At 71.8% G+C, this 23694-nt stretch carries 22 protein-coding genes, 1 tRNA gene and 1 pseudogene; 6 read left to right on the top strand and 18 right to left on the bottom strand.

Annotation, left to right across the window (positions count from 1 at the left end; all coding sequences use genetic code 11):
* Positions 1-24 precede the first annotated feature (24 nt).
* From ACPA54_RS33875 to ACPA54_RS33830, 10 genes are all read right to left on the bottom strand, one after another.
* Complete coding sequence (locus ACPA54_RS33875) at positions 25-1245, bottom strand: glycosyltransferase family 39 protein (RefSeq protein ID WP_423535612.1); 1221 nt, start codon at positions 1243-1245, stop codon at positions 25-27.
* 111 nt (positions 1246-1356) lie between these two features.
* Positions 1357-2088: a DUF8185 domain-containing protein gene (locus ACPA54_RS33870; protein ID WP_423535610.1), complete on the bottom strand. Its 732-nt coding sequence runs from the start codon at positions 2086-2088 to the stop codon at positions 1357-1359.
* Positions 2089-2095: 7 nt separating this feature from the next.
* Positions 2096-2503 (bottom strand): acyl-CoA thioesterase, encoded by a 408-nt coding sequence (locus ACPA54_RS33865; RefSeq protein ID WP_345676919.1) that lies wholly within the window; start codon positions 2501-2503, stop codon positions 2096-2098.
* 90 nt (positions 2504-2593) lie between these two features.
* Positions 2594-4258: an energy-dependent translational throttle protein EttA gene (gene ettA / locus ACPA54_RS33860; protein WP_423535608.1), complete on the bottom strand. Its 1665-nt coding sequence runs from the start codon at positions 4256-4258 to the stop codon at positions 2594-2596.
* A 161-nt stretch (positions 4259-4419) separates the two neighbouring features.
* Positions 4420-5685 (bottom strand): FG-GAP-like repeat-containing protein, encoded by a 1266-nt coding sequence (locus ACPA54_RS33855; RefSeq protein WP_423535606.1) that lies wholly within the window; start codon positions 5683-5685, stop codon positions 4420-4422.
* Positions 5633-7048, bottom strand: coding sequence for a C40 family peptidase (locus ACPA54_RS33850; protein ID WP_423535604.1), 1416 nt, complete (start codon positions 7046-7048; stop codon positions 5633-5635). The genes ACPA54_RS33855 and ACPA54_RS33850 overlap by 53 nt, the downstream gene beginning before the upstream one ends.
* A 350-nt stretch (positions 7049-7398) precedes the next feature.
* On the bottom strand, positions 7399-7857 hold the full coding sequence (gene ssb / locus ACPA54_RS33845) for a single-stranded DNA-binding protein (RefSeq protein ID WP_423535602.1): 459 nt from the start codon (positions 7855-7857) through the stop codon (positions 7399-7401).
* Between the two features lie 234 nt (positions 7858-8091).
* Entirely contained in the window at positions 8092-9630 is a 1539-nt protein-coding gene (locus tag ACPA54_RS33840) for a GTPase (RefSeq protein ID WP_423535601.1), read from the bottom strand.
* Positions 9627-11264: an ATP-binding protein gene (locus ACPA54_RS33835; RefSeq protein WP_423535599.1), complete on the bottom strand. Its 1638-nt coding sequence runs from the start codon at positions 11262-11264 to the stop codon at positions 9627-9629. Before ACPA54_RS33835 ends, ACPA54_RS33840 begins: the two co-directional genes overlap by 4 nt.
* 234 nt (positions 11265-11498) lie before the next feature.
* A complete protein-coding gene (locus ACPA54_RS33830) occupies positions 11499-12566 on the bottom strand; it encodes a Gfo/Idh/MocA family protein (protein ID WP_423535598.1) in 1068 nt (355 codons plus the stop codon).
* Positions 12567-12791: 225 nt separating this feature from the next.
* Here ACPA54_RS33830 and ACPA54_RS33825 point away from each other — a divergent pair.
* Both ACPA54_RS33825 and ACPA54_RS33820 read left to right on the top strand, forming a co-directional pair.
* Positions 12792-12864 (top strand) — tRNA-Arg (locus ACPA54_RS33825).
* Positions 12865-13101: 237 nt separating this feature from the next.
* On the top strand, positions 13102-13539 hold the full coding sequence (locus ACPA54_RS33820; RefSeq protein WP_345676912.1) for a CBS domain-containing protein: 438 nt from the start codon (positions 13102-13104) through the stop codon (positions 13537-13539).
* Between the two features lie 43 nt (positions 13540-13582).
* On the opposite strand, the gene ACPA54_RS33815 is transcribed toward ACPA54_RS33820, so the two are convergent.
* The 5 genes from ACPA54_RS33815 to ACPA54_RS33795 form a co-directional block, all read right to left on the bottom strand.
* Positions 13583-14113 (bottom strand): hypothetical protein, encoded by a 531-nt coding sequence (locus ACPA54_RS33815; RefSeq protein ID WP_423535596.1) that lies wholly within the window; start codon positions 14111-14113, stop codon positions 13583-13585.
* Positions 14114-14318: 205 nt separating this feature from the next.
* Positions 14319-15020, bottom strand: coding sequence for a response regulator (locus tag ACPA54_RS33810; RefSeq protein WP_423535594.1), 702 nt, complete (start codon positions 15018-15020; stop codon positions 14319-14321).
* A 157-nt stretch (positions 15021-15177) separates the two neighbouring features.
* Entirely contained in the window at positions 15178-16410 is a 1233-nt protein-coding gene (locus tag ACPA54_RS33805; protein WP_423535592.1) for a sensor histidine kinase, read from the bottom strand.
* Positions 16411-16500: 90 nt separating this feature from the next.
* Entirely contained in the window at positions 16501-17517 is a 1017-nt protein-coding gene (locus ACPA54_RS33800) for an NAD-dependent epimerase/dehydratase family protein (RefSeq protein ID WP_423535591.1), read from the bottom strand.
* A 147-nt stretch (positions 17518-17664) separates the two neighbouring features.
* The gene (locus ACPA54_RS33795; RefSeq protein WP_423535589.1) at positions 17665-17967 is read right to left on the bottom strand and encodes a hypothetical protein; all 303 of its coding nucleotides are present in this window, start codon (positions 17965-17967) and stop codon (positions 17665-17667) included.
* A 159-nt stretch (positions 17968-18126) separates the two neighbouring features.
* On the opposite strand from ACPA54_RS33795, the gene ACPA54_RS33790 reads away from it, so the two are divergent.
* Together ACPA54_RS33790 and ACPA54_RS33785 are read left to right on the top strand one after the other, a co-directional pair.
* Entirely contained in the window at positions 18127-18498 is a 372-nt protein-coding gene (locus ACPA54_RS33790; protein WP_345676905.1) for a GntR family transcriptional regulator, read from the top strand.
* An 87-nt stretch (positions 18499-18585) separates the two neighbouring features.
* Positions 18586-19761, top strand: coding sequence for a DUF5925 domain-containing protein (locus ACPA54_RS33785; protein WP_423535727.1), 1176 nt, complete (start codon positions 18586-18588; stop codon positions 19759-19761).
* Positions 19762-19880: 119 nt separating this feature from the next.
* Here the strand turns inward: ACPA54_RS33785 and ACPA54_RS33780 are convergent, their stop codons facing one another.
* Positions 19881-20660 (bottom strand): exodeoxyribonuclease III, encoded by a 780-nt coding sequence (locus ACPA54_RS33780; protein ID WP_423535588.1) that lies wholly within the window; start codon positions 20658-20660, stop codon positions 19881-19883.
* A gap of 129 nt (positions 20661-20789) precedes the next feature.
* Here ACPA54_RS33780 and ACPA54_RS33775 point away from each other — a divergent pair, with 129 nt between their 5' ends.
* Together ACPA54_RS33775 and ACPA54_RS33770 are read left to right on the top strand one after the other, a co-directional pair.
* Positions 20790-21113 (top strand): nucleotide pyrophosphohydrolase, encoded by a 324-nt coding sequence (locus ACPA54_RS33775; RefSeq protein ID WP_423535586.1) that lies wholly within the window; start codon positions 20790-20792, stop codon positions 21111-21113.
* A 56-nt stretch (positions 21114-21169) separates the two neighbouring features.
* Positions 21170-22345, top strand: coding sequence for an amidohydrolase family protein (locus ACPA54_RS33770; protein ID WP_423535584.1), 1176 nt, complete (start codon positions 21170-21172; stop codon positions 22343-22345).
* 30 nt (positions 22346-22375) lie between these two features.
* Here the strand turns inward: ACPA54_RS33770 and ACPA54_RS33765 are convergent, their stop codons facing one another.
* A complete protein-coding gene (locus tag ACPA54_RS33765; RefSeq protein ID WP_423535582.1) occupies positions 22376-22993 on the bottom strand; it encodes a CGNR zinc finger domain-containing protein in 618 nt (205 codons plus the stop codon).
* A 520-nt stretch (positions 22994-23513) separates the two neighbouring features.
* Positions 23514-23694, bottom strand: a pseudogene (locus tag ACPA54_RS33760) (hypothetical protein); the annotation flags it as partial.

Below are 23694 nucleotides of genomic sequence, written 5' to 3'. Positions count from 1 at the left end.
CACCGACAACGGGGCCGCACTGCACTACGGTGCGCCCCTCCCGTAGTGCAGCGGCGACCACGCGGCCAGCCAGACGAACCCGACCGCGAAAGCGACGAGCACGGCCGCCAACACCCTTCCGCGCAAACGGACTCCGGCCGCGATGAAGAGCGGGAAGGCCGTCCACACGAACCGCGGTTTGCTGCCCTGCGCGGACGCTGTGAACGACAGCAGCAGCACGCCGAGTGTGAACACCGTGACGGCGGGCGGGAACTTCTCCTGCAGGAGCCAGACGACACCGACCACGGCCAGGACGAAGAAGATCGTGTGCACGGCGTTCTGCGCGGGCTCGGCACGGACATCGGGGTCGAGCCACAGGACGCGCTTGACGGTGTCGACGCCCCAGTCCGTGTGCTGGTCCCAACCCTGGTCCTGGGTCTTGAACCAGAACCGCGCGTCGTCGTACCTGACGGTCCCCCAGATCAGGTACGCCGCACCGCCGATCGGCGACAGCAGCGGCGCCCACAGCGACCGCCAGTCGCGTTCCCGGTGGATCGCGACGGCCGCGGCGACCGCGCATGCGGCGCACAGGGCGACCATGTTGGGCCGTACCGCTGTACCGACACCGGCCAGGACCCCGGCGAGCAGCCATTGCCGCTTGACGAGCGCGAGCAGGCAGAACGCGGCGAGCAGCGCCGCCAGCGACTCCGAATAGAGGTAGCCGAACACGAACGCGCCGGGGAACAGGCAGTACAGCAGCACCGCCCGGTCGGCGATCCGGCGCCCGCGCAGGTGGTCGGCGAGCTTCCACACCGCGAACGCACTCGCCGCGCCCAGGACGACGGAAACGATCAGCGCGGCGAGCACGTACCGCCCGCCGAGCGGCACGGCGACCGCTTTGACCAGCATGGGGAGGAGCGGGAAGAAGGCCGTGTTGTTGGCCTTGACCGAGCCGTCGGCGGCGAGCGGCAGGTGGTCCGGGTAGCCGAACCGGGCGACGTCGAGGTAGTTCGAGGCGTCCTTGAAGACGAAGTGCAGCTGCCAGCCGTGGTACTTGCGCCGCTCGACGGACGGCACTTGCGCGACGTTCCGGTCGCCCAGCCAGGCCCAGACGCCGAGGGTGAGGATCCACGTCGACGCGTAGGCGAGGAGGGGGAAGGCCCAGGGGCGCGGGAGGCGGGAGCTCAACGAGGGGCGGCCGTCGTGCTCACCGCCTGCACGCGGGTGCGGGTGTGGGTCGGCGGTGGCCGTGGTGGGGGCGTTCATCGTCGGGGCTCTCCGCGGTGAGCTGGTGACCGCTATCGAGGACGATAGGGGTTTCGGCCGAAAATGGGGGGATATTGGGTGCCGGCCGCGGAGCGCGGCAACCACCCGGCGTCAGCGCCGGGGTATGAACAGGCTCGAGCCGCCCGCGCGGCGGACGAAGACCGAGCCGAAGGGGCCGTCGAGGCGGAGCCAGCCGCCGACGGCGTGGACGGAGGCGTCGGCGCCGGCGTCGACCGAGCCGAGGAAGCCGAGCGAGGCGGCGGCGTGGGCGGCGCGGAGGGGGAGACCGGTGCCGGGGGCGCCGGGGAGGGTCTTGCTCCAGACGTCCTCGGCGATGCGGTCGAGGGCGGCGCGGGTGCGGTCCGGGGCGGGGAGCGCCTCGGTGCGGGCGCGGAAACGGCCGACGGCTTCGGCGACTTCGTGGACCAGCGCGGGGATCGGAAGGGAGGCCTCGCGGGACCAGCCGGTGCGGGGCGGGAGGAGACCGGTCCACGGGGGGCCGGTGACCGCGTCGGGGAGGGCGATTTCGACGTCGCCGACAGGCGGGGTCTCCGCGCGGCGGGCCGTCGCCGCGTCGTCCGCCTTCGCGAGCGCGTCGAGCAGTTGCCCCGCCGACACCGTCGCGTCGACCTGCGCGGGTGCCGCGAGCGCGCTGGTGCGCAGTGCGAGGACGCCGGCCGTGCCGGTGCCGAACGGGACGCGGCCGAATGTGGCGAGCACGTCTCCCGCGGCGCGCAGGTGGACGGCTGCCGCGCGGTCGTAGCGCAGCAGGCGGACGAGGTATCCGGCCAGGTCGGCGATTCCGGATCCGTCGACGAGGCGGAGTACGGGCGGCACGGTCATGCTGCGGTCAGGACTCCAGGAAGCGTTCGAGGTACGCGCGTTCCTCGGCGTTGAGCCGTCGCGGCCGCGTCTCCGTGAGGTCGTAGGGGACGAGCACCGACGTCGCGCGGGCGTACACCCCGTCGTCGTCGAGGACTTCGTAGCCCAGCTGGAACCGGGCCGCCTTTATCTCGGTCACCCACGTTTCGACGCGGACCGGTTCGGGGCGCCAGACCAGCGGGCGCCGGTAGTCGATCTCGTGCCGGGCGATCACGACGCCTTCGGCGAGCGTTTTGGCGCCCTCGCGCTGGCCCAGGGTGAACATCATGTCCACGCGGGCTTCTTCGAGGTAGCGCAGGTACTGCACGTTGTTGACGTGCCGGTAGGCGTCCATATCGGACCACCGCAGGGTGGCTTGGTACACGTGCCTGGCCACGTTCGGCCCTTTCTGTGGTGGCTCGGGCGGAGCCGGCCCGCGGGCCCCCGGCCGCGATCGGCCGGGGGAACCGCGGAGACTGCTGCCGGGTCAGCCGCGCGTCAGCTTCTTGTAGGTCGCGCGGTGCGGGCGGGCGGCGTCGGCGCCGAGCCGCTCGACCTTGTTCTTCTCGTACGACTCGAAGTTGCCCTCGAACCAGAACCACTTCGACTCGCCTTCGTAGGCGAGGATGTGCGTCGCCACCCGGTCGAGGAACCACCGGTCGTGGGAGACGACCACGGCGCAGCCCGGGAACTCCAGGAGCGCGTTCTCCAGCGACGACAGCGTTTCGACGTCGAGGTCGTTGGTCGGTTCGTCGAGGAGCAGCAGGTTGCCGCCGATCTTGAGGGTGAGCGCGAGGTTGAGCCGGTTGCGCTCGCCGCCGGACAGGACGCCGGCCGGCTTCTGCTGGTCGGGGCCCTTGAAGCCGAACGCGGACACGTAGGCGCGCGACGGCATTTCGACCTGGCCGACGTTGATGTAGTCGTGGCCGTCGGAGACGACCTCCCACAGCGTCTTCTTCGGGTCGATGTTGGCGCGGCCCTGGTCGACGTAGGAGACCTTGACGGTTTCGCCGACCTTGACGTCGCCGGAGTCCGGCTGCTCCTGGCCGATGAGCATCTTGAAGAGGGTGGTCTTGCCGGCGCCGTTCGGGCCGATGACGCCGACGATGCCGTTGCGCGGCAGCGTGAACGACAGGTCGTCGACGAGGACCTTCTCGCCGAAGGCCTTGTTGAGGTTGTCGACCTCGATGACCACACTGCCCAGGCGCGGGCCCGGCGGGATCTGGATCTCCTCGAAGTCCAGCTTCCGCATCTTCTCGGCTTCGGCCGCCATTTCCTCGTAGCGGGCGAGGCGCGCCTTGCTCTTGGCCTGGCGGCCCTTCGCGTTGGAGCGGACCCACTCGAGTTCTTCCTTGAGCCGCTTGGCGCGCTTGGCGTCCTTCTGGCCCTCGACCTTGAGACGGGACTGCTTGGTCTCGAGGTAGGTCGAGTAGTTGCCTTCGTACGGGAAGGCGCGGCCGCGGTCCAGCTCGAGGATCCACTGGGCGACGTTGTCGAGGAAGTACCGGTCGTGGGTGACCGCGACAACGGTGCCGGCGTACTTCTCCAGGTGCTGCTCCAGCCACTGCACCGATTCGGCGTCGAGGTGGTTGGTGGGCTCGTCGAGAAGCAGCAGGTCGGGCGCTTCGAGGAGCAGCTTGCACAGCGCCACGCGGCGCCGCTCGCCGCCGGAGAGGTTGGTGACCGCCCAGTCGCCGGGGGGGCAGCCGAGCGCGTCCATGGCCTGTTCGAGCTGGGCGTCGATGTCCCACGCGTTGGCGTGGTCCAGCTCCTCCTGGAGCTTGCCCATTTCGTCCATGAGCGCGTCGGAGTAGTCCGTCGCCATCAGCTCGGCGATCTCGTTGAACCGCCGGAGCTTGCCGAGGGTGGCCTCGGCGCCTTCCTGGACGTTCTCCAGGACGGTCTTCTCCTCGTTCAGCGGAGGCTCCTGAAGGAGCATGCCGACCGTGTATCCGGGTGCCAGGAACGCGTCGCCGTTGGAGGGATGCTCCAAGCCCGCCATGATCTTGAGCACGGTCGACTTGCCCGCGCCGTTCGGGCCGACGACGCCGATCTTCGCGCCGGGCAGGAACGACAGGGTCACGTCGTCAAGAATGACCTTGTCGCCGTGAGCCTTGCGCGTCTTGCGCATCGTGTAAATGTACTCCGCCATGCTCCCGATCCTAGGGTCTGTGGTTGTCCGCTCCGGAACGAGTGTCCTACGCCGCGGGGCCGGACGACGATTCCGGTCGCGGGTCGGACGCGGGGCGGGCGGGCGTCGAGAGCGGGTCGGCCGCGGGCCCGAGGATCGGCACGGGCCCGCAGCCGCCGGGCTCAGGCGAAGTTGATGCGGCCCTTGTAAGGGCCCCAGCCGGTGGAGACGCTGTGGTAGTTCGACCAGCCGTCGCCGAAGTTGATGCCGACCGTGATCGAGCCGTCCTCGTTCAGCGCGATCAGGTCCGCCTTGCCGTCGCCGTCGAGGTCGGCGAAGTCCAAGCGGTCCTCGTAGGTGCCCCAGCCGCTCGAGACGCCGTGGTAGTTCGACCAGCCGTCACCGAAATTGATACCGACCGTGAGCGAACCGTTGGCATTCAGCGCGATCAGGTCGGCCTTGCCGTCGCCGTTCAGGTCCGCGAAGTTCAAGCGGCCCTTGTACGTGCCCCAGCCGCTCGACACATTGTGGTAGTTCGACCAGCCGTCGCCGAAGTTGATGCCGACCGTGATCGAGCCGTCCTCGTTGAGGGCGATCAAGTCCGCCTTGCCGTCGTCGTTCAGATCGGCGAACTTCAGGCGGCCCTCGTACGTTCCCCACCCGGAGCTGACCGAGTGGTAACCGGACCAGCCGGTGCCGTTCCCGTTGTTCAGGCCCACCGAGATCGACCCGTCCGGGTTCAAGGCGATCAGGTCGGCCTTGCCGTCGTTGTCGAAGTCGGCGAAGTCCAGGCGGTCGGTGTACGGACCCCAGCCGGAACTCACACCTTGATAACCCGACCAACCGTCGCCGAAATTCGTTCCGACGGAAATCGACCCGTCCGGGTTCAACGAGATCAGGTCGGCCTTTCCGTCGGCGTTGTAGTCGTTCGTGCGGCGTGCCGGGGGAAACGGATCCGCGTGATCCGCCCCGAGTCCGACCTTCGCCCCGCAAATCGGCCAGGCCCCCTCCCCCTGGCCGGCCAGGACCTTTTCGCCGATACGTATCTGCTGCTCCTTCGTGGCGAACTCGGCGTCGGACGCGTAGGCGCCACCGCCGTACGCAATCCACGTGCTGTGTGTGAACTGCAACCCACCATGGAATTCACCGGTATGGTTTTGCCAGTCCCCACTGCTCTCGCACTGGGCGAGCTTCTCCCAGGTAGCGAGCGAGGCGGCTTGGGCCGGCGCGGCGAATTGCGCGGCGAGCGAAACAACCAGGGACAGGGCGCCGGCGTATCCGGCGCGGCGCAGGGCAGACCCACCCACGGAAACTCCAAGTCTCGTAGATCCGATACGCGCGGAAGGTGCGGCGGCAGGGCGCCGCCGCACCTTCCCAGGTCGCGGAATTCGGTTGTCAGGCGAAGTTGATGCGGCCCTTGTAGGGGCCCCAGCCGCTGGACACGCCATGGTAGTTCGACCAGCCGTCGCCGAAGTTGATGCCGACGCTGATCGAGCCGTCCTCGTTCAGCGCGATCAGGTCCGCCTTGCCGTCGCCGTCGAGGTCGGCGAAGTCCAAGCGGTCCTCGTAGGTGCCCCAGCCGCTCGAGACGCCGTGGTAGTTCGACCAGCCGTCACCGAAATTGATACCGACCGTGAGCGAGCCGTCGGCATTCAGCGCGATCAGGTCGGCCTTGCCGTCGTCGTTCAGGTCCGCGAAGTTCAAGCGGCCCTTGTACGTGCCCCAGCCGCTCGAGACGCCGTGGTAGTTCGACCAGCCGTCACCGAAATTGATACCGACGTCGATCGAGCCGTCCTCGTTGAGGGCGATCAAGTCCGCCTTGCCGTCGTTGTTCAGGTCGGCGAACTTCAGACGGCCTTCGTAGGTGCCCCACCCGGAGCTGACCTCGTGGTAGCCGGACCAGCCGTTTCCGTTGCCCATGTTCAGGCCCACCGAAATCGTGCCGTCCGGATTCAGGGCGATCAGATCGGCCAAGCCGTCGTTGTTGAAGTCGGCGAAGTCCAGGCGGTCCGTATACGGGCCCCAGCCGGAACTCACACCCTGATAACCCGACCACCCGTCACCGAAATTCGTCCCGACGGAAATCGAACCGTCCGGGTTCAGGGCGATCAGGTCCGCGCGGCCGTCCCCGTTGAAGTCGTTGGTCCGGCCCGCTTGGACGTTGTTATAGCGGTAGGGAGTGAAGGTGCCGTGTCCGCTGAAGTACGGGTAGTCGATATTGCGGTGAACGGCCTTGTGGGTCGACCCCCCGGCCTCCTCGTAACCCGAGTAGGCGGTGTGTGCTTCGTTCACCCAGCTCTCGAAGATGACGACGTGGCCGTCGTCACCGGTGGCCGTGTTGAGCAGGACGTCGCCGGGCTTGAGCTCCTCCTTGCCGATCGGGTGCGCGACCGTGGGCAGCGTGTCGGTGGTGAGCGACGCACCGAGCTTCCACGCCATCGACACGAACCCCGAGCAGTCCGTGCGGTAGCCGTCGCGGTAGGCGGACTGGTTGTACGGGACAGCCGCGTCGGTCCAGACCTTCGCCCGGCTGATGATCTCCGAGCGGCTGACCGTCGGCGTCGCGACGTCGAGCGTGTTGACGACCCCGTCGGGGGCGTTGCGGAACTGCACCGACGCCCGGGGAGCGTCGGCGGTCGCCGCGGACGGCTGCCGGACGGGCTGCACGGGCCCCTGGCCGGCACCGGTCGACGAGTTGCCGGACGCAGTGGCCGCATAGACGGCGCCCGGTGAAGCAAGTGACAGCGATGCGGCAATGAGCGCCGAGGCGACGAGCGACCCGGCTCCGGTCTTCCTGTTGATTTCTTCCACCGCCCAAGGTGCGTGGTTCTTGGACGACACCGCGGCAAGGACGGCCGGCGGTGGCGTGCCCGTCGGTTCGGGCCGCCAGCCATCCTTTCCATCACCAACCAGTTGGCAATACCGGGAAACCAGCCAACGTGATCTCCGTGCACCCGGGGGGACTTCGCCCGGGCCGGCAGTTCGCGCACGGAAACGCCCGGGCCTGCGCCGGGAGTTGGCCAATGGCCCATCGGACGGCACAAGCGCGGCACGTGCTCGGCACATGCCGACGCGGGTCAGGAGCAGCCGAATTCCCCACTACTCCGGCGGAGGCGCGGATTCCGGGTGGCCTGATTGCCTCCTCCCTCTCGAGCGCCGCCTCACGCGGCCCGGGTCGAAGGCGCGGCGGGTTCGGTGGCGGGCATCACCGCCAGTGCCGCCGAGGCCGTGAGCGACTCCTCCTCCACGTCGGGGTCGGGCCGGCGGGTGCGGGTGAAGACCGAGGTGCCGCGGGTGAGGTCGTGGCCGAGGGCGGTGGCTTCGACTTCGACGCTGGTATGGCGGCGGTCGTCGCGTTGCCAGGCGCGGGCGCGGAGTTTGCCGGTGACGACGACGGGGTCGCCTTTGTCGATGGAGCAGAGGGTGTGTTCGGCGAGGCGGCGCCAGGCGGCGACGGTGTAGAAGGTGGATTCGCCTTGGGTCCATTGGTTGGTGTCGCGGTCGTAGCGGCGCGGAGCGACGGCCATGCGGAAGGTGGCCAGCGGGATTCCGCTGAGGGTGGTGGCGGAGCGGACGTCGCTGACGACGTTGCCGACGAGGGTGACCTGGGTGTCGAACACGGCGGGCCTCCGGAAAGCGGTGGAAGAGAGCGTGGCGGGTGCGCTGCGTTCACCATCCCGGAAGCGGCCGGAAGCCCGGGGCCCGCTGCGCTCAGGCTGTGGACAACCCCGGCCTGTGGACAACGGAATCACCGGATCGAGGGATTGCCGGGCTCGCCTCGGGTAGCTCTCAGAAGGCGTGCAGAGGCTCCCGCCGCGGTGCTCAGCGCACACACGGCGACTCCCGGCCGAACCTCAGTGCACGTGCAACGGCTCCCGTGCCGCCACGAAGAACGCGTGCGCCTCGCGGTACCGCTCCAGCTCGACCGTCGCCGGGTCGACGAGGTACTCGTCCGCGACCCCGGCCACCCGGGCCCGCAGTTCGCGTTCCGCGGCGATCCGCCGGTCCCGGTCGGCTTCGGACCGCCACGCCTCCCCCGCGTACAGCGCGCCGAGGGCGAGCAGCACCCCCGCCGCGAGCGGGGCGAGCGCGGCATACCAGCCGTCCACGCGCCCGATCGGTTCGATGTCGGCCAGGGCCAGCGCGATCCCCACAACGCCCAGCACGGTCAGTGCCACGCCGACCCACAACGCCACGGCCGCCGCCTGCACCCGTGCCGGTACCGCGGCCGCGGGCCCGGCCGGGGTCGCGAGTTCCGCGCGGAGTGCCTCGGGCACCCGGCGTGCCCCGTGCGCGAGGGCTTCCCGTACGCCGGCCGCCCACGGGCGCGGCAGGTCGCGGACGAGGCCGGAGGCGGCGCGCCGCACGGCCAGGTCGATTTCGTGGACGTGGATCGGATGGGCCGTGCCCCCGCCGCCGGCGCCGCCGATCCCCGCCGCCCCCGCGATCCCGTCCACGAGGCGGTCCCGCACCGGCGGGTCGAAGGTCTCCGCCCCCGGGACCACGCCGGTGAAGAGCGGGTCGAAGGACGCGGTGAGGTGGTCGAGGTCGGCGGACAGCCGCAGCAGCGCGGTGCGCCGCGACGCGGCGACGCCGGCGACCGCGTCCCGCAACTCCCGCACGCCGTCGCCGGTGGCGGCCGAGGTGGCGAGGAGCCGTACGTCGGCCAGCCCGTCGTCGGCGAGGATCCGCCGCAGGTCGGCGGTGACCTGCGCGACCGCGTCCGGGCCGGGCAGCCGGTCGGTCTGGTTGAGCACGACGGTCAGCACGTCGGCGTGTTGGGCGAGGGGCCGCAGGTAGGCGTGGTGCACGAGTGCGTCGGCGTACTTCTGCGGGTCGAGTACCCAGATGAGGTGGTCGGCCGCGGCGACGTAGCGGTCGACTTCCTCGCGGTGGCCGGTCTCGACGGAGTCGTGGTCGGGCAGGTCGATGAGGACGAGCCGGGACAGCACCGGGTCGCGGAGCGGTCCTGCGTCGTCGAGGACGCCGTGCCGCGGGATCCGCCGTCCGCGCGGCAGTCCGAGCAGGTCGAGGAGCGGCCCGGCGCCGTTCGGGTCCCACGCGCACGAGACCGCGCCGGTGGTGGTGGGCCGCCGGACGCCTACCGGCGACAGGTCGAGCCCGACGAGGGCGTTGAACAGCGACGACTTGCCCGCACCGGTGGCTCCGGCGATGACGACGGCGCTGTGCCGCGGTGCGGTCCGCAGCCGGGCGTCCGCATGGTCCAGCAACGCCCTTACGGGGAACAAGCGTTCGTCCGGCAATCGGCCCGCGGCGGCTTCCGCCATCCGGTCGAGCGCCGACAACCGGGCGAGCAGCCGGGTGGGTTCTTCCTCGGTGCCGTACGCGTGTCCGGGGTACGCGCCGACGAACCGGTCGTGCACCGTGTTCATCCGCTCCGCCCCAGTTCCTCGACGGCCTGGTCGAGCGCCTGCCCGGGATCGGTGCGCAGCGCGGCGACGGCCGCCGCGTGCCGTTCGCGTTCGGTGTTCACCACGGTTTCCGCACGGACGCGCAGGTCCTCGGACGCGGCCGCGACCAGCCCGGCGAGGTCCGCCGCGCGCCCCGGCGCCCGTCCGCGGCTGCCGCGCGCCGCGGGCACCCCCGGGCCCAGCGCGGCCCGCGCGGCGGCGCCGGCGGGGCGGTCTTCGGGGGTCACCGCGGCGACGAGCAGCAGGGCGAGGGCGCGTCCGGTGTCGCCGGTGCCCTCGGGAAGCCCGTCGAGGACGGCGGTCCGCCAGGCTTCGGCCGCCGCGGCGGCGAGGGCGGCGGGACCGGGGCCCGCGGCGACGAGGCCCGCGAGCGCCGGGCCGGAGGCGGGCACCCCGTCCCGTGCCCGGCCCCCGGGGCCCAGTGCCTCACCCCCGGGCCGTCCCGCCCAGCAATCCGCCGTGTGCTCCGCGGCCCCTTCCACGACGTCCTGCACCAGCCGCCCCACCGACGTCACGACCGCGTCCTCGATCCGCCGCGCCCCGTCGGTCGGCAGCCCGGCGGCGGCCCAGCGTTCCCACGCGGCGGCCAGTTCGCCGCCGAAGACCGCGCCGCCGGCGAGTTCCGCGGCGACCTGCCGGACCGCGGCCGAGTACGTGCGGGTCACGCACGTCGCCAGCGCCCCCGCCGCGTCGTGCTGCCGCAGCGCGGCGCGTCCGACGACCCGGGCCCGCCGGGGCACGCTCCCGAGCGCGCCGCCGAGCGTGCGCCGGGCGACGGCGCCGCGCATCGCGGGGTCGGTGGCCCGGTCGAACAGCCAGGCGCGCAGCGGCGCGATGACGTCGCGGGCGAGCAGTCCGTACGCGAGGTCGGTCTCGGGCACCGGGAAGACGGGCGCGGCGCCGAGCCCGGCACCGCGCAGCAGGGCCGCGAAATAGCTCTGCACTTCGGGGAGATCGTCGGCGGGCACGCGGTTGAGGACGACGGCGAGTTCGACGTCGCGCTCGCGCGCCACCCGCAGCAGGTGCCACGGGACGGCGTCCGCGTAGCGTTCCGCGGTGGTGGTGAACACCCAGATGTCGGCCGCGGCGATGTGCCGCACGGCCAGGTCGTCGCCGACGGCGGCCACCGACGCCGGGTCCGGGACGTCGAGGAGCGCCATTCCGGCGGGCACCCGTTCGTCGATCTGCAGGACGAGCGCGGGTTCCGCGGCCCCGCCGCGCGGGCCCGGGGCGATCCGCCGCAGCCCGGGCAGCATGCGGGCGCCCGCGAACCAGTGCCGGTCGGCGGCCCGGCACACCAGAACGGGGACGTGGGTGGTCGGGCGGAGGACGCCGTGCGGGCTGACGACGCGGCGGGTCAGCGCGTTGACGAGGGTGGAGCGCCCGGTGCCGGTGGAGCCGACGAACGCCGCGACGAGCGGCGCGTCCGGGTGCCGCAGGCGCGGGAGCACGTAGTCGTCGAGCTGGGCGACGAGTTCCCGCCGGGTACGCCGCGCTTCGTCGGCCCCCGGCAGGTCGAGCGGGAGCCGTACGCCGGCGGCCGCGTCCCGCACCCACGCCGCCGCACCCGGCAGTCCGCCGCTTCCCGGGATCACCGCGCCATCACCACGAGGGGAACAATCCCCCGATCTACGGGAAAATCACCCATCCGTTCCGGTGACGATCACGCGAACAACAAGAGTCGACGAAGTCGTGCGGGCCGGTCGCCGGCGCCGGACCCGGCGCGACCGAACATCGCGGGCCCCCGCCGGACGGTGCACCCCAGACCCGGAGCGGCCCCGACCACCCGCACCCAGGGCCCCGGCAAGTCCCAGGCACCCCACCCCGCCCTACAACTCCACTGCCGTCCTCTCCCGCGCCGACCGCTGCGCGGCTTCGATCACCTCCAGGACGGCGATCGATTCCGTGAGCGGTACGGGCGGCGGGGCGCCGTCGCGGATCGCGGCGGCGATGCCGGTGTAGAAGTCCTGGTAGGCGCCGGGGAGTGTGGGCACGGGCACGGTTTCGCCGGGGGTGCCGATGCGGCCCCACGCGCCCGGTTCTTCCGTGCCCCAGTCCGGGCCCGCGGCCGCGGTACCCGCGCGGAGGGCGGCTTCCTGGACGTCGAGGCCGTACTTCACATAGGCGGCTTTACTGCCGAGGACGCGCAGGCGCGGCCCGAGGTCGGCGGCGACGGCGCTCGTCCACAGGTGGGAGCGTTCGCCGCCGGCGTGGGACAGCGCGATGAAGGTGTCGTCGTCGACGCCGACGCCCGGGCGGCGCCGTTCGAGTTCGGCGTAGACGGAGAGCGGCCTGCCGAACAGGGCGACGGCCTGGTCGATCAGATGGCTGCCGAGGTCGTAGAGGATGCCGCCGAGGGCCGCCGGGTCGGTGTCCTCTTTCCACGCGTCGAGGGCGGCTTCGGGGCGCCAGCGTTCGAAGCGGGATTCGAAACGCAGGACGTCGCCGAGGTCGCCGCGGTCGATCAGGCCGCGCAGTGTCCGGAAGTCGCCGTCCCAGCGGCGGTTCTGGAAGACGCACAGCAGCCGGTCGCGGGCCGCGGCCAGGGCGGCGAGGTCGCGGCCGTCGGCCGCGGTGCCCGCGAACGGCTTGTCGACGACGACGTGCAGGCCGACGTCGAGGGCTTCGCGGGCGAGCGGGGCGTGGAAACGGTTGGGCACGGTGACCACGGCGAGGTCGAAGTCGGCGGCCCGGCCGAACAGCTCCGCGGCGGAGGCGACGACGTCGGTGTCCGGGTACCGGCGGCGGACCTCGGCGGCGCGCTCCGGGTTGCCGGTGACCACGGCGGCCAGGTCGAAGTCCGGCAGGGCGGCGAGGAACGGGGCGTGGAACGCGGCCCCGCCGAGTCCGTACCCTAGGAGTGCCGCGCGCAGCGGCTTGGTGGTGGTGCCCGTCATGTCCGTACGTCCTCGCCGTCTCGCCGGTGGCCTCGCGGCGGACACGGCAACTGCCCGCCGAACCCATCTGTCCGATTTGCCGGGAACCATGCTCCCGTCTGATCACATTCTGGCCGCCAACTGCGTCTGATCAGGTAACGGTCGATGCGGCGCGGGCAGCACTACGGGGACGCGCCTCTATTGTGTTGTGCCGCGGCCGGATCCCGTGCATGATCCTCTCGCCCCGCCCCCGTAGCTCAGCGGACAGAGCAGGTGCCTTCTAAGCACTTGGTCGCAGGTTCGATTCCTGCCGGGGGCACTCAGCACACACTGCACTCGGTGACACCCATGACGCGTGGCGTTGTTGCCGAGTTCCCGCCGGTCCGACAAATCTTTGCCAAGGCCTGTCCGGCCGTTGTCCGGCACGCCGACCCGTCGGCGCATATCAGGCGGATTGCCCGGTTCGGCCTAGGCTGGAAGAGGCCGCGTGGCGTTTGTCACGGCGCCCTGCTGTGACCGGAGAGCCCCGGCCGTTCCTCCGAAGGGACCGCCTCTCATGGACACCACCAACCTCAAAGCCCGCGATGTCATGCACGCCGGTGCCGAATGCGTGAAGGAAGACGCCTCGCTGCAGGACGCCGCCCGCATGATGCGGGATCTGGACGTCGGTTGTGTGCCGATCTGCGGCACCGACGAGCGGCTCAAGGGCCTGATCACCGACCGCGACATCATGCTGTACTGCTGCGCCGAAGGACACGATGCGGCAACCACGAAGGCCGGGGAACTGAGCGGCGAGCTGTACTGGTGCGACGCCGACGCCGACGTGACCGACGTGCTCGACATGATGGAGCGGCACCAGATCCGCCGTATCCCGGTCATCGACACCGCGGACGGGCACAAACTGTGCGGCATGATCACCGAAGCCGACCTGGCGCGGAACGTCACCGACCGGCAGATCGCCGAGTTCGTGGAGAAGGTGTACGCCACTGCCTGACCACCCGCCGCCCGTATGCCGGGGCGCTGCGCCGCAGGAACCCTCACAGGAACACCGGTTCGTTGTGCGCGCGTTCGCGTACCGCCCGCAGCCACACGCGGCGGATCATGCCGCTGGGGCCGCGGACCGCCAGCCAGTAGGGGCGGAACGCGCGCCGGGCCCGTTCATCGGTCGCCCACACGCGCGTTTCGGTGGACACCGTGGAGCCGCGCCGGTGGAAGTTCACCGCGATCTTCCAGTGCCCGGGGTCGGCGAAGCCGCGGAACCCGTCCGCGGGTTCCCCGGCCGGGAGCGGTGCGGCGCCGCGGAACCGGGTGCGGCTGAGGGTGCCGAGGACGAGTTCGTTGCCGAGCCGGTCGAGCACGGTGAAACCGCCGTCCGCCATGCTCGCCAGAATGCACGCCTGCGCTTGCGGGGTGCGGCCGCGGCGTAGGCCCATGAGGGTGCGGAACACCGGCACCTCGTGCCAGGTGACGTCCGCGACGGCGCGGAAGACCACGTCGGCGGGGGCGTCGATTTCGATGACGTGCCGCTCCCGGTAGTGCCATTCGGGGAGGATGTCGTCGAGGCGCATGGCGGGCGCTCACCCTTCTCGCCGTGGGGCGGTCGGCGGCCGGCGGCCGGGACGCCGGGCCGGATTCCGTGATCCTTCCGCGCCGCCGGGCGCGGTGCGTCGCCCGTGCGGAGGGTTCCGGGGCTGCGCCGCGCGGGGTACCGGGGCGCGGGGTACGGCGCGAGAACTACGGCGCGGGCATTACGCGTCCCCTCCGCCCGGCCGCTCACGTGCCGCCGGGGCGGACGAAGCCGGTCTCGTAAGCGGCGATCACCAGTTGCGCCCGGTCGCGGACCGCGAGTTTGGCGAGCATGCGGCTCAGGTGCGTCTTGACGGTGTATTTGCTCATGCCGAGGTGCTGGGCGATCTCCTCGTTGGACAGTCCGGCGGCGACCGCGGCGAGGACTTCGCGTTCGCGGTCGGTCAGCGTGTCCAGGCGCACGTCCGGACGGGTGTCGGGCGCGGTCCCGGCGGCGGCGGGGGCGTCGGGCCGGACGTCGCTGCGCGCGAACATGGCGATGACCTGCCGGGTGATCGCGGGCGACAGCAGCGCGTCGCCGCGGGCGACCACGCGGATGGCCTGCACGAGTTCCTCGACCTCGGCGTCTTTGACGAGGAAGCCGCTGGCGCCCGCGCGGAGCGCGCCGTACACGTTGGCGTCTTCGGCGTAGGTGGTGAGGATGACGACGCGGACTCCGGCGAGTTCGGGGTCGCCGACGATGCGGCGGGTCGCGGTGAGGCCGTCGACGTCGGGCATGCGGATGTCCATGAGGAGGACGTCGGGGCGCCGCTCGCGGGCGAGTTCCACGGCGGCGCCGCCGTCCGCGGCCTCGCCGACCACCGCGAAGTCGGGTTCGGTGCCGAGCAGGGCGCGGAAGCCGGTGCGGACCAGCGCCTGGTCGTCGGCGAGCCCGATGCGGATGACCACGGCCTCCTCAGCCCCTTCGACCCGATCCCGTCCGGTCCCGTGCGATCCCGTCCCGTCCCGTGCGATCCCGTCCGATGCGGTTGGTGCAGTCCTGTGCAGTCCTGTGCAGTTCCAGGCAGCCCCCTGCAGGCCTGGGCAATCCGCACCCGCGGTCCGGTCACCCGGCGGCGGCGATCGGGAGGCGGGCGGAGACCCGGAACCCGGCGCGGTCCGGTCCGGCGGCTCCCGCGGCGACGGTGCCGCCGACCGCTTCGGCGCGTTCGCGCATGCCGGACAGGCCGTGCCCGGAGCCGGGGAGTCCGGCCGGTCCGCGGCCGTCGTCGACGACTTCGAGCAGCAGTTCGTTCTCACCGTACGCGACCTTCACCTGCGCGGTCGCACCCCGCCCGGCGTGCCGCAGCACGTTGGTGAGGGATTCCTGGACGATGCGGTAGGCGGCGTGGCCGGTGGGTGCGGCCAGCGGGACTTCGGTGCCGGTGCGTTCGAGGTCGACGGGGACGCCGGCTTTGCGGACGGCGGCTATCAGCGTGTCGAGGCGTTCCAAGCCGTCGGTTTCGGTGAGGCCGCTGTCCCGGAGCATGCCGACGGTGGCGCGGAGTTCGCCGAGGGCTTCGCGGCTGGCGGTGCGGATCGCGGTGAGGGAGTCGCGGACTTCGGGGTCGGGGTCGCCGAGCATGCGCAGGGTGGCGGCGGCTTGGACGGCGATGCCGGCCATGCTGTGCGCGACGACGTCGTGCAGTTCGCGGGCGATGCGGAGGCGTTCGTCGGCGACCCGGCGTTCCGCGTCGCGGATGGCCTGGGCGACGCGGGCTTCGTCGGCTTCGCGGCGGAACCGGACGAGTTCGCCGAACAGCACGGGGCCGCCGAAGATCGCGAGGACGACGGCGTAGAAGACGGTGACGGTGCCGACGAACGTGGGTGCGGTGTCGAGGATGCGGGCGATGCGCGGCACCCACAGGCCGCAGGCGGCGGCGACGAACGCGAGCGCGGCGAGCGTGGTTTGGCGGCGGCGTCCGGCGACGGCAGTGCTGTAGAGGCACAGCATGACCGGCAGGACGATCGGGCCGACGGGGTAGCCGCGGGCCAGGTAGGCGGCGAGGATGCCGCTTTCCGCGATGAGGGCGGGCCGGGGCGCCCGGGTGCGGAGGGCGAGGGTCAGTGCGGCGCCGACGAGCAGCAAGTAGGCGAGCCAGTCGACTTCGGTGCCTTCGAGGCGTTTCGGGGGTCCGCCGCCGGTGTCGAGGACGTACACGGGCACGGACACGATGAACACGCCGACGAGTTGCACGGGCAGCATGGCCAAGGCGAGGGCGAAGTCCACGCCGGGCAGGCCGAAGACCCGTGCGGGCAGTCGGCCGGGGAGGCCGCGGACTGCTCGTATCGGGCGCACGGCGTCACCCTACGCGGCGCCCGGCCGCCGGGCGGGAACCGAGGCGGACGGCCGTTTCCCGGGCCGGTCGGCGGCCCGGGAAACGGCGGGTCAGCGGGCGTCCCAGGCGGCGAGGATGCGCCGTTCCTTGTCCGGGTCGATGCCTTGGCTGCCGGCATGGGTGGCGTAGCTCGGGAGTTCGGCGGGCAGTCCGGCGGCTTCGTACCAGGCCCAGGTGTCGGCGACGGTTTCCGGGACGGGGCGGCAGGTCATGCCCTCGGCGGCGGCTTTGGAGGAGTCGGACAGCCACACTCCGGCGAGGTCGTCGGTGAGCGGTGCCCACAGGGGCAGTTCGGTCCACGGGGCGACGTCGTGGTCGAGGAGGAATTGGTCGTCGACCCACACGAGTTCGGCATCCGATCCGGCGGCTCGGACGCAGGCGTCGAGGAATTCCCCGACGGTGGTGTTGTCGGGTGTGCCGCCGGCCAGGTAGCGGCCGGTCTTTCCCGCCTCGACGGCGTCGAGGACGAATGCGGCGAGGTCGCGCACGTCGATGACCTGCATCGGCCGGTCGGGGGCGCCGGGGGCGAGGACGCGTCCGCCGGCGGCCATGCGCCGCAGCCACCACGGCAGACGGCCCACATTCTCGTAGGGGCCGAGGATGAGGCCGGGTTGGACGACGAGGACACGGCCGCCGAAGCCGGTTTCGACGGCGCGTTCGCAGCCGGCTTTGAGGGCGCCGTAGCTGCCGTCGCCCGCTTCGGCGTCGGGCGGGCACGGAAAGCGCGGGGAGTTCTCGTCGACGCGGGCCCCCGGCCAGTCCGGGTAGGCGGAGATGCTGGAGATGAACGCGTACGTGTCCGCATGTCCGTCGAGGGCCCGGACCGCGTCGCCGACGACGCGCGGACTGAAGCCGCACACGTCGACGACGGCGTCCCAGGTGCGGCCCTCGGCGAGCCGCGCGAGGGCGTCCTTGTCCGTCCGGTCGCCGCGGACGTTTTCCGTGCCGGGCACGTCGGTGCCCGTGCGGCCGCGGTTGAACGTCGTGACGGAGTGGCCGCGGGCGAGCGCCGTTTCGGCGAGGGCCCGGCCGACGAAGACCGAGCCGCCGATCACCAGAATGTCCATGTGCCGAGACTGCCCCCTCGGACGGCCTGGTTCGCGGGGTTCGCCTCCCCGCGAACGGATTACGCGGTCGGGGGAACGGACTGGACAGCCGGCCCGTGCGGCGTTCCGATGCCCGGGGCAGCCGGTCGCGCAGCACTCGGGCAGGAACTAGTGGTCGTCCCAGTGGTCGCCGTGGGCGGCGTGGCGGTGCCCGTCGTGGATGTAGTCGACGTGGTCGTCGTGCGGCACGGCGACGTGGCCGCAGCCTTCGCCGTGCGTGTGGTGGTGCCCGTCGTGGACCTGGTGGTCGCCGGTGGTGCATTCGTCGACGTGGCCGTCGTGCACCCGATGGATATGGCCGTCGTGCACGTAGTCGATGTGGTCGCCGTGCGGCACGGAGACGTGGCCGCAGCCTTCGCCGTGCACGTGCTGGTGGTGGGTGTGCTCGCGGTGGTCGGCGGCGGTGGTCATGCGCGTGTCATCCCCTTGCCCGGTTGCTGGTCGTCCGCGTATCGGTACCAACGGAAACGATTCCACGGGGGCGGCGGACACGGGGCGGACCGCGGATCCGACGCGCCGGTCCGTTCCGCACCCGGGTGGCAGCGCGCGCGGTGCGTCAGACTTGCGGGCATGGAGATCACCCTCGACCCGCACTCCGCGACACCGCCGTTCGAGCAGGTCAGGGAGCAGATCGCGGAGCAGGCGCGGGGCGGCGCGCTGCCGACCGGCACGAAGCTCCCGACGGTGCGCGCACTTGCCGCGGAACTCGGCCTCGCGGTCAACACGGTCGCGCGCGCCTACCGCGAGTTGGAGGCCGACGGCGTGGTCGAGACGCGGGGCCGCAACGGCACGTTCGTCGCCGCGGTCGGCGACACCGCGCACCGCGAGGCGGCCGCCGCGGCGGCCGAATTCGCGCGGAAGACCCGCCGGTTGGGGCTGGGCCACGACGCCGCGCTGGCGGCCGCGGTGACGGCGCTGCGGGCCGAGTTCGCGGAGGCGTAGCGAACCGCTTCCGGAGCGCTTGGACGGCGGTTTTCCGCAAAACCGCTATACGTGCGCCCCGGAGGCACGGATGATCGATGCATGTCCATGCCCCGTCAGATGCCGGCCCGGATCCATGGGGTGGAGTCCGCCGAACCCGGCGGACGCAAGCCGCGGGATCCCGCGGCCCCCCTCGACCCGTCCCGGACCTTGCCGTATGCCCTGGGCCTCGACGATTCGGACACTCCCTACGACGTGATCGACGCCCTCACGCTGGCCGAGTTCGTCTCGGGCCGCCAGCCGTGGGCGAGTACCGTGCGCCTCGACCGGATCCGCCCGGGCGCCAAGCTGGTGCCGCGCGGCGCGAAGGTCCTGCGTTCCGCGGAGGAGGACGACCGGCAGTCCACGCTGGCCGCGGGCGAAGGCTGGACGCTGCGTGCCGTGGTGTGGCGCAGCGGCGGCGGCGAGGTGACGGTGACCGCGGAAGACGCCAAGACCGGGCGCGCGGTGCTGAAGAAGGCGGTCAAGCACGCCAAGGCCGATCCGGAGCCGCAGGACGAGGCGGTGCCGATGGGCTTCTGGTACCACTCGGCGCGGCGCGGCCCGTACCGGACGACGCGGTCGATCGCCGCGGCGCCGTGGGATTCCATCCGGCGGAACTACGCGGGGGCGACGGCGTCCGCGTTCGACAAGCTCATGGCGGTGGGCCGGGACGACGTGGCGGGGCGGCTGATCCTGCTGCACGGTCCGCCGGGTACCGGCAAGACGACGGTCCTGAGGTCGCTGGCGCGCGAGTGGCGGGATTGGTGCCGGGTGGACTGCGTGCTGGATCCCGAGGCGCTGTTCGGCGACACCGGCTATCTGATGGATGTGGCGATCGGCCGGACCGGTGAGGAGGACGATGCCGAGCAGAACAAGTGGCGGCTGCTGGTGCTGGAGGACTGCGACGAGCTGATCCGCGGCGAGGCGAAGCGGTCGACGGGGCAGGCGCTGTCCCGGCTGCTGAACCTGACCGACGGGCTGCTCGGGCAGGGCCGGAACGTGCTGGTGGCGATCACCACGAACGAGTCGCTGGGTGCGCTGCATCCGGCGGTGGTGCGGCCGGGCCGGTGCCTGGCGCAGATCGAGGTGGGGCCGCTCGACTACTCCGAGGCGTCCTCGTGGCTGGGCACGTCCCAGGGCGTGGGCGGGTCGGCGACGCTGGCCGAGCTGTACGCGCTGAAGAACGGCGGGTCGCCGGTGGAGGCGCACCGGCCGCCGATCGGCGACGGCATGTATCTCTGAGCCGACCCACGGCACGTGCGGCCGCGGTCCCGACCGGAAGGTCGGGCCGCGGCCGCTTGCTGTTCCCCCCTGCGGCAAAGGGGTCGGAGGGGGCGGTGGCGTCGAAGGGGTCGGCGGGGTCAGAGGTCCAGGTCGACCACGACCGGGGCGTGGTCGGAGGTGCCCTTGCCGCGGCGGGCTTCGCGGTCGGCGTAGGCGTCGGTGACCGCGCCGGTGAAGCCGGCGTTGCCGAGCACCAGGTCGATGCGCATGCCCTTGTTCTTCTGGAAGCCGAGTTCGCGGTAGTCCCAGAACGTGAACGGCACGTCGTACTTGAGGGCGCGCGGCATGACCTCGGTCAGGCCGGTCTTCTCCAGTTCGGCGAGCGCGGTGCGTTCGGCGGCGCTGACGTGGGTGGCGCCGTCGAACAGCTTGATGTCCCACACGTCCCGGTCGGTGGGGGCGACGTTGAAGTCGCCGAGCACCGCGAACGGGCGCTCGCCGGCCGCGTCGTCGGCGACGGCGGTCTTGAGGGCGGCGAGCCAGTCGAGCTTGTACTGGTAGTGCGCGTGCCCGACCTCGCGGCCGTTGGGCACGTAGACCGACCAGACGCGTACCGGGCCGCAGGTCGCGGAGATCGCGCGCGGCTCCTGGACGTCCTCGTAGGCGGGGCCGGCGTCGAGGCCGCGCACCACGTCGGTGATGCCGACCTTGGACAGGATGGCGACGCCGTTCCACCGGCCGTCGCCGTGCGCCTCGGTCTCGTAGCCCAGATCGCGCACCGCCTCGTAGGGGAACGCGTCCGCGGTGCACTTCAGCTCCTGGAGGCACAGCACGTCGGGCGCGCTGCCTTCGAGCCATTCGAGGAGCCGCGGCAGCCGGGCCCCGACCGAGTTGATGTTCCAGGTGGCGACCCTCATGCGACCGTGACCGACCTTTCCGCTGGTGTTGTCCGCTGCTGTCCACGCGTGTGCGCACGTCCGACCGCCCTATTGTCCCCCGGCCCACCGACACCGTGGCGTCGGCACACGCGCGGCAGACTGGGGCGCATGGACGCCATCACGGAGTTGACCGGGGCCTTGCGCGACTTCACCGCGGAGCGCGGGTGGGAGCCGTACCACTCGCCGAAGAACCTGGTCATGGCGTTGAGCGTGGAGGCTGCCGAGCTGGTGGAGATCTTCCAGTGGCTCACGCCGGAGCAGGCGGCGAACGTGATGGACGATCCGGAGACGGCCGAGCACGTGCGCGAGGAGGTGGCCGACGTGTTCGCGTACTTGCTGAACGTGTGCGACAGCCTGGGCGTCGATCTCGCGCAGGCGCTGCGCGACAAGATGGTCAAGAACGCGGTGAAGCACCCGGTCCCGGAGTCGTAGAAAAGACAGACACCCTTACCTTGTTTCGGCCACCCCTTCGCCGCACAATGACCGGCATGGGCATCATCTTTGACGCAGACAACCATTATTACGAGGCGCTCGACGCGTTCACCCGCCACCTTGACCCGCGCCTCGGCGGCAGCGTCATCCAGTGGTGCGAGATCAACGGGCGCCAGTACCACGTGATCGGCGGCAGGGTGAACCACGCCGTGGTGAACCCGACGTTCGACCCGATCGCCAAGGCCGGCGCGATGGCCGAGTACTTCCGCGGCAACCCGGACGGCCGCAACCCGCTGGAGTTCCTCCGCGAACGCGAGCCGATCCGCCCCGAATACCGCGACCCGGCCGCGCGCGTGCAGGTGATGGACACCCAAGGCCTCGACAAGACCTGGCTGTTCCCGACCCTCGGGATGATCTACGAGGACGCGCTCAAGCACGACCCCAAGGCCGTCGGCCACCTCTTCCGCTCCTTCAACCGCTGGTTGGAGGAGGACTGGGGCTGGAATTACCAGGACCGGATCTTCGCCGCGCCGTACATCGCGCTGGCCGATCTGGACACCGCCCTCGCCGACCTGGACCGCGCGCTGGAGAACGGCTGCCGCGTGGTGTGCATGCGCCCGGCGGCGCCGACCACCGCCGACGGGCCCTTCACCCCGGGCGACCCGGTGTTCGACCCGTTCTGGGCGCGGGTCAACGAAGCCGGCATCCCGGTCGTCGTGCATGCGGGCGACAGCGGCTACTCGGCCAACGGCTACAGCCGCAAGCAAGGCCTGTCCACCGACTTCAAGGGGCACGGCAAGCCGTCGGTCACCATGCTGTGGACGATGGAGCGCCCGATCTACGACTTCCTCGCGTCGCTGATCCTCGACCGGGTCTTCCACCGCTTCCCCAACGTGCGCGTGGTGTCGGTGGAGAACGGCTCGGAGTTCCTCGGCGACCTGTTCCGCAAGCTGCGCTCGGTCAACCGCAAGGTGCCGGGCCTATTCCCCGAGGACCCGGTCGAGACGTTCAAGCGCCACATCTGGATCAACCCGTTCTGGGAGGACGACGTCCACGAGACGGTCGAACTCATGGGCGCCGACCGGGTCGTCTTCGGCTCCGACTGGCCGCACATCGAGGCGCTGCCGAACCCGCTGGACTACGAGACCGAGGTCAAGGACTTCGACACGGAGACCCGCGCCAAGATCATGGGCCGCAACGCGGAGGAACTCAACACACCGCGCCCGGCCTAGGGGTTGCCCCCGGCCGCGGGCAGATCCGCGTTACGACTGCTCCTTGTGCCGCTCGTGGTAGCGGGCGACGCGGGCCCGGTTGCCGCAGCCGGCCGAGCACCAGCCGCGCCGCGGATGGGTTTTGACGTAGAAGAGCACGCAGCCCGGCCCGCCGCAGGCGCGGAGCCGGGCGCGTTCGCCGCCGCCGAACAGCGCGATCGCGTCGGCGGCGAGGGTGGACAGCGCGGCCAGCGGATGCGGTGCGGCGACCTCGACCGCGGTCAGCGCCCCGCCCGGGCCGGCGGAGAGCCGCGGCACGCGCGGCGCGGCCGCGGCCGCGTCGTTGAGCACCGCGATCGCGTGCGGGTCGGGGGCGGCGCCCTCGACGACGCTGCGGGACAGGCTGCGGATCGCGTCGCGCAGCGCGGCGTACCGCGGCACGTCGGCGGCGGCGAGTCCGGCCAGCGCGGCGTCGGCGACGCCGTCCGGGAAGGCCGCGGCATGCTCCGCGAGCCAGGCGGCGAGGGATTCGGCGGTAGCGAGCGCATCGCGGTGGCCGCCTTGCGTGCCGCGCACCGCGTACCACGTGTTCCCGAACTCGACCGGCAGCGGTTCGCCCAAGGCGGGGGCGCCGCTGCCGCCGGCGGCCGGGAGAATCGTCGCTTCCATAAGCTAATGGTAACCGGACGCTCCAACCATGTTTCCTGGTGGAACAGCGGGGTCGGGCGCACCCGGCGAGGGCTTCGGTCCTCCGCCAGAACGAGACATCTGCGGTACGGATACTCCACGCGTGGGATGCCCGCCCGAGGGGCCGTCTGCCAGGCTGACGGGGTGCTGCAACGCGGCGGGGGCCCGCGGCAGCCCGGGGGTGGGTCATGGGAATTCCGGTAGGCCGGGCGGCCCTGCGCGATTGCCGCGCTTCGGCGGCAACACCGCGCGCCGTCACGGGATCCAAGCACCCCGCACGGTATGTTGTCGTGCATAGGGGGCATTCGCGACTTGCTCCACCGATTCGTGGTCGCGTGCGCAACGCACCGTGACCACCGCGCTCCCCGGACGCAGGTACGCCCAACTCCCCCCTAGGCGTGCCACGTGTCCGGCCGATACGCCCCCCGTGGCGGTATCGGGTCCCGGGCGGCGGCTACCCCCCCTGCCGCCGCCCGGGATGTGCTTTTCCGCCAGACACCCCCTAGTGCCCGCCGTGCCCCGAGTCGCGCGGGCCGTGCGCCGGGCCCAGGTCCAGGTGTTCCGCCACTTCCGCGGCCGTCGCCGCCACCGATCGGGTGCCGTCGACGGAGATCACCGGCATGCCGAGCCGGTGCGCCTGTTTGCGCACACGCGCATCCCACATTCCGTCCCGCACCAGGCGT

The sequence above is a fragment of the Uniformispora flossi genome, from assembly GCF_049534875.1.
GTDB lineage: Bacteria > Actinomycetota > Actinomycetes > Streptomycetales > Streptomycetaceae > Yinghuangia > Yinghuangia aomiensis.
The sequence above is the reverse complement of the archived record's forward strand: the minus strand, read 5'-3'. Positions and strand labels throughout refer to the sequence as shown.

Excerpts from the sequence above, each read along its gene's own strand:
- ACPA54_RS33875 (WP_423535612.1), bottom strand. The coding sequence starts at position 1,245 with ATGAACGCCCCCACCACGGCCACCGCCGACCCACACCCGCACCCGCGT.
- ACPA54_RS33870 (WP_423535610.1), bottom strand. The coding sequence starts at position 2,088 with ATGACCGTGCCGCCCGTACTCCGCCTCGTCGACGGATCCGGAATCGCC.
- ettA (WP_423535608.1), bottom strand. The coding sequence starts at position 4,258 with ATGGCGGAGTACATTTACACGATGCGCAAGACGCGCAAGGCTCACGGC.
- ACPA54_RS33855 (WP_423535606.1), bottom strand. The coding sequence starts at position 5,685 with ATGGCGTGTCCAGCGGCTGGGGCCCCTACAAGGGCCGCATCAACTTCG.
- ACPA54_RS33840 (WP_423535601.1), bottom strand. The coding sequence starts at position 9,630 with ATGAACACGGTGCACGACCGGTTCGTCGGCGCGTACCCCGGACACGCG.
- ACPA54_RS33830 (WP_423535598.1), bottom strand. The coding sequence starts at position 12,566 with ATGACGGGCACCACCACCAAGCCGCTGCGCGCGGCACTCCTAGGGTAC.
- ACPA54_RS33820 (WP_345676912.1), top strand. The coding sequence starts at position 13,102 with ATGGACACCACCAACCTCAAAGCCCGCGATGTCATGCACGCCGGTGCC.
- ACPA54_RS33815 (WP_423535596.1), bottom strand. The coding sequence starts at position 14,113 with ATGCGCCTCGACGACATCCTCCCCGAATGGCACTACCGGGAGCGGCAC.
- ACPA54_RS33800 (WP_423535591.1), bottom strand. The coding sequence starts at position 17,517 with ATGGACATTCTGGTGATCGGCGGCTCGGTCTTCGTCGGCCGGGCCCTC.
- ACPA54_RS33795 (WP_423535589.1), bottom strand. The coding sequence starts at position 17,967 with ATGACCACCGCCGCCGACCACCGCGAGCACACCCACCACCAGCACGTG.
- ACPA54_RS33790 (WP_345676905.1), top strand. The coding sequence starts at position 18,127 with ATGGAGATCACCCTCGACCCGCACTCCGCGACACCGCCGTTCGAGCAG.
- ACPA54_RS33785 (WP_423535727.1), top strand. The coding sequence starts at position 18,586 with ATGCCCCGTCAGATGCCGGCCCGGATCCATGGGGTGGAGTCCGCCGAA.
- ACPA54_RS33780 (WP_423535588.1), bottom strand. The coding sequence starts at position 20,660 with ATGAGGGTCGCCACCTGGAACATCAACTCGGTCGGGGCCCGGCTGCCG.
- ACPA54_RS33775 (WP_423535586.1), top strand. The coding sequence starts at position 20,790 with ATGGACGCCATCACGGAGTTGACCGGGGCCTTGCGCGACTTCACCGCG.
- ACPA54_RS33770 (WP_423535584.1), top strand. The coding sequence starts at position 21,170 with ATGGGCATCATCTTTGACGCAGACAACCATTATTACGAGGCGCTCGAC.
- ACPA54_RS33765 (WP_423535582.1), bottom strand. The coding sequence starts at position 22,993 with ATGGAAGCGACGATTCTCCCGGCCGCCGGCGGCAGCGGCGCCCCCGCC.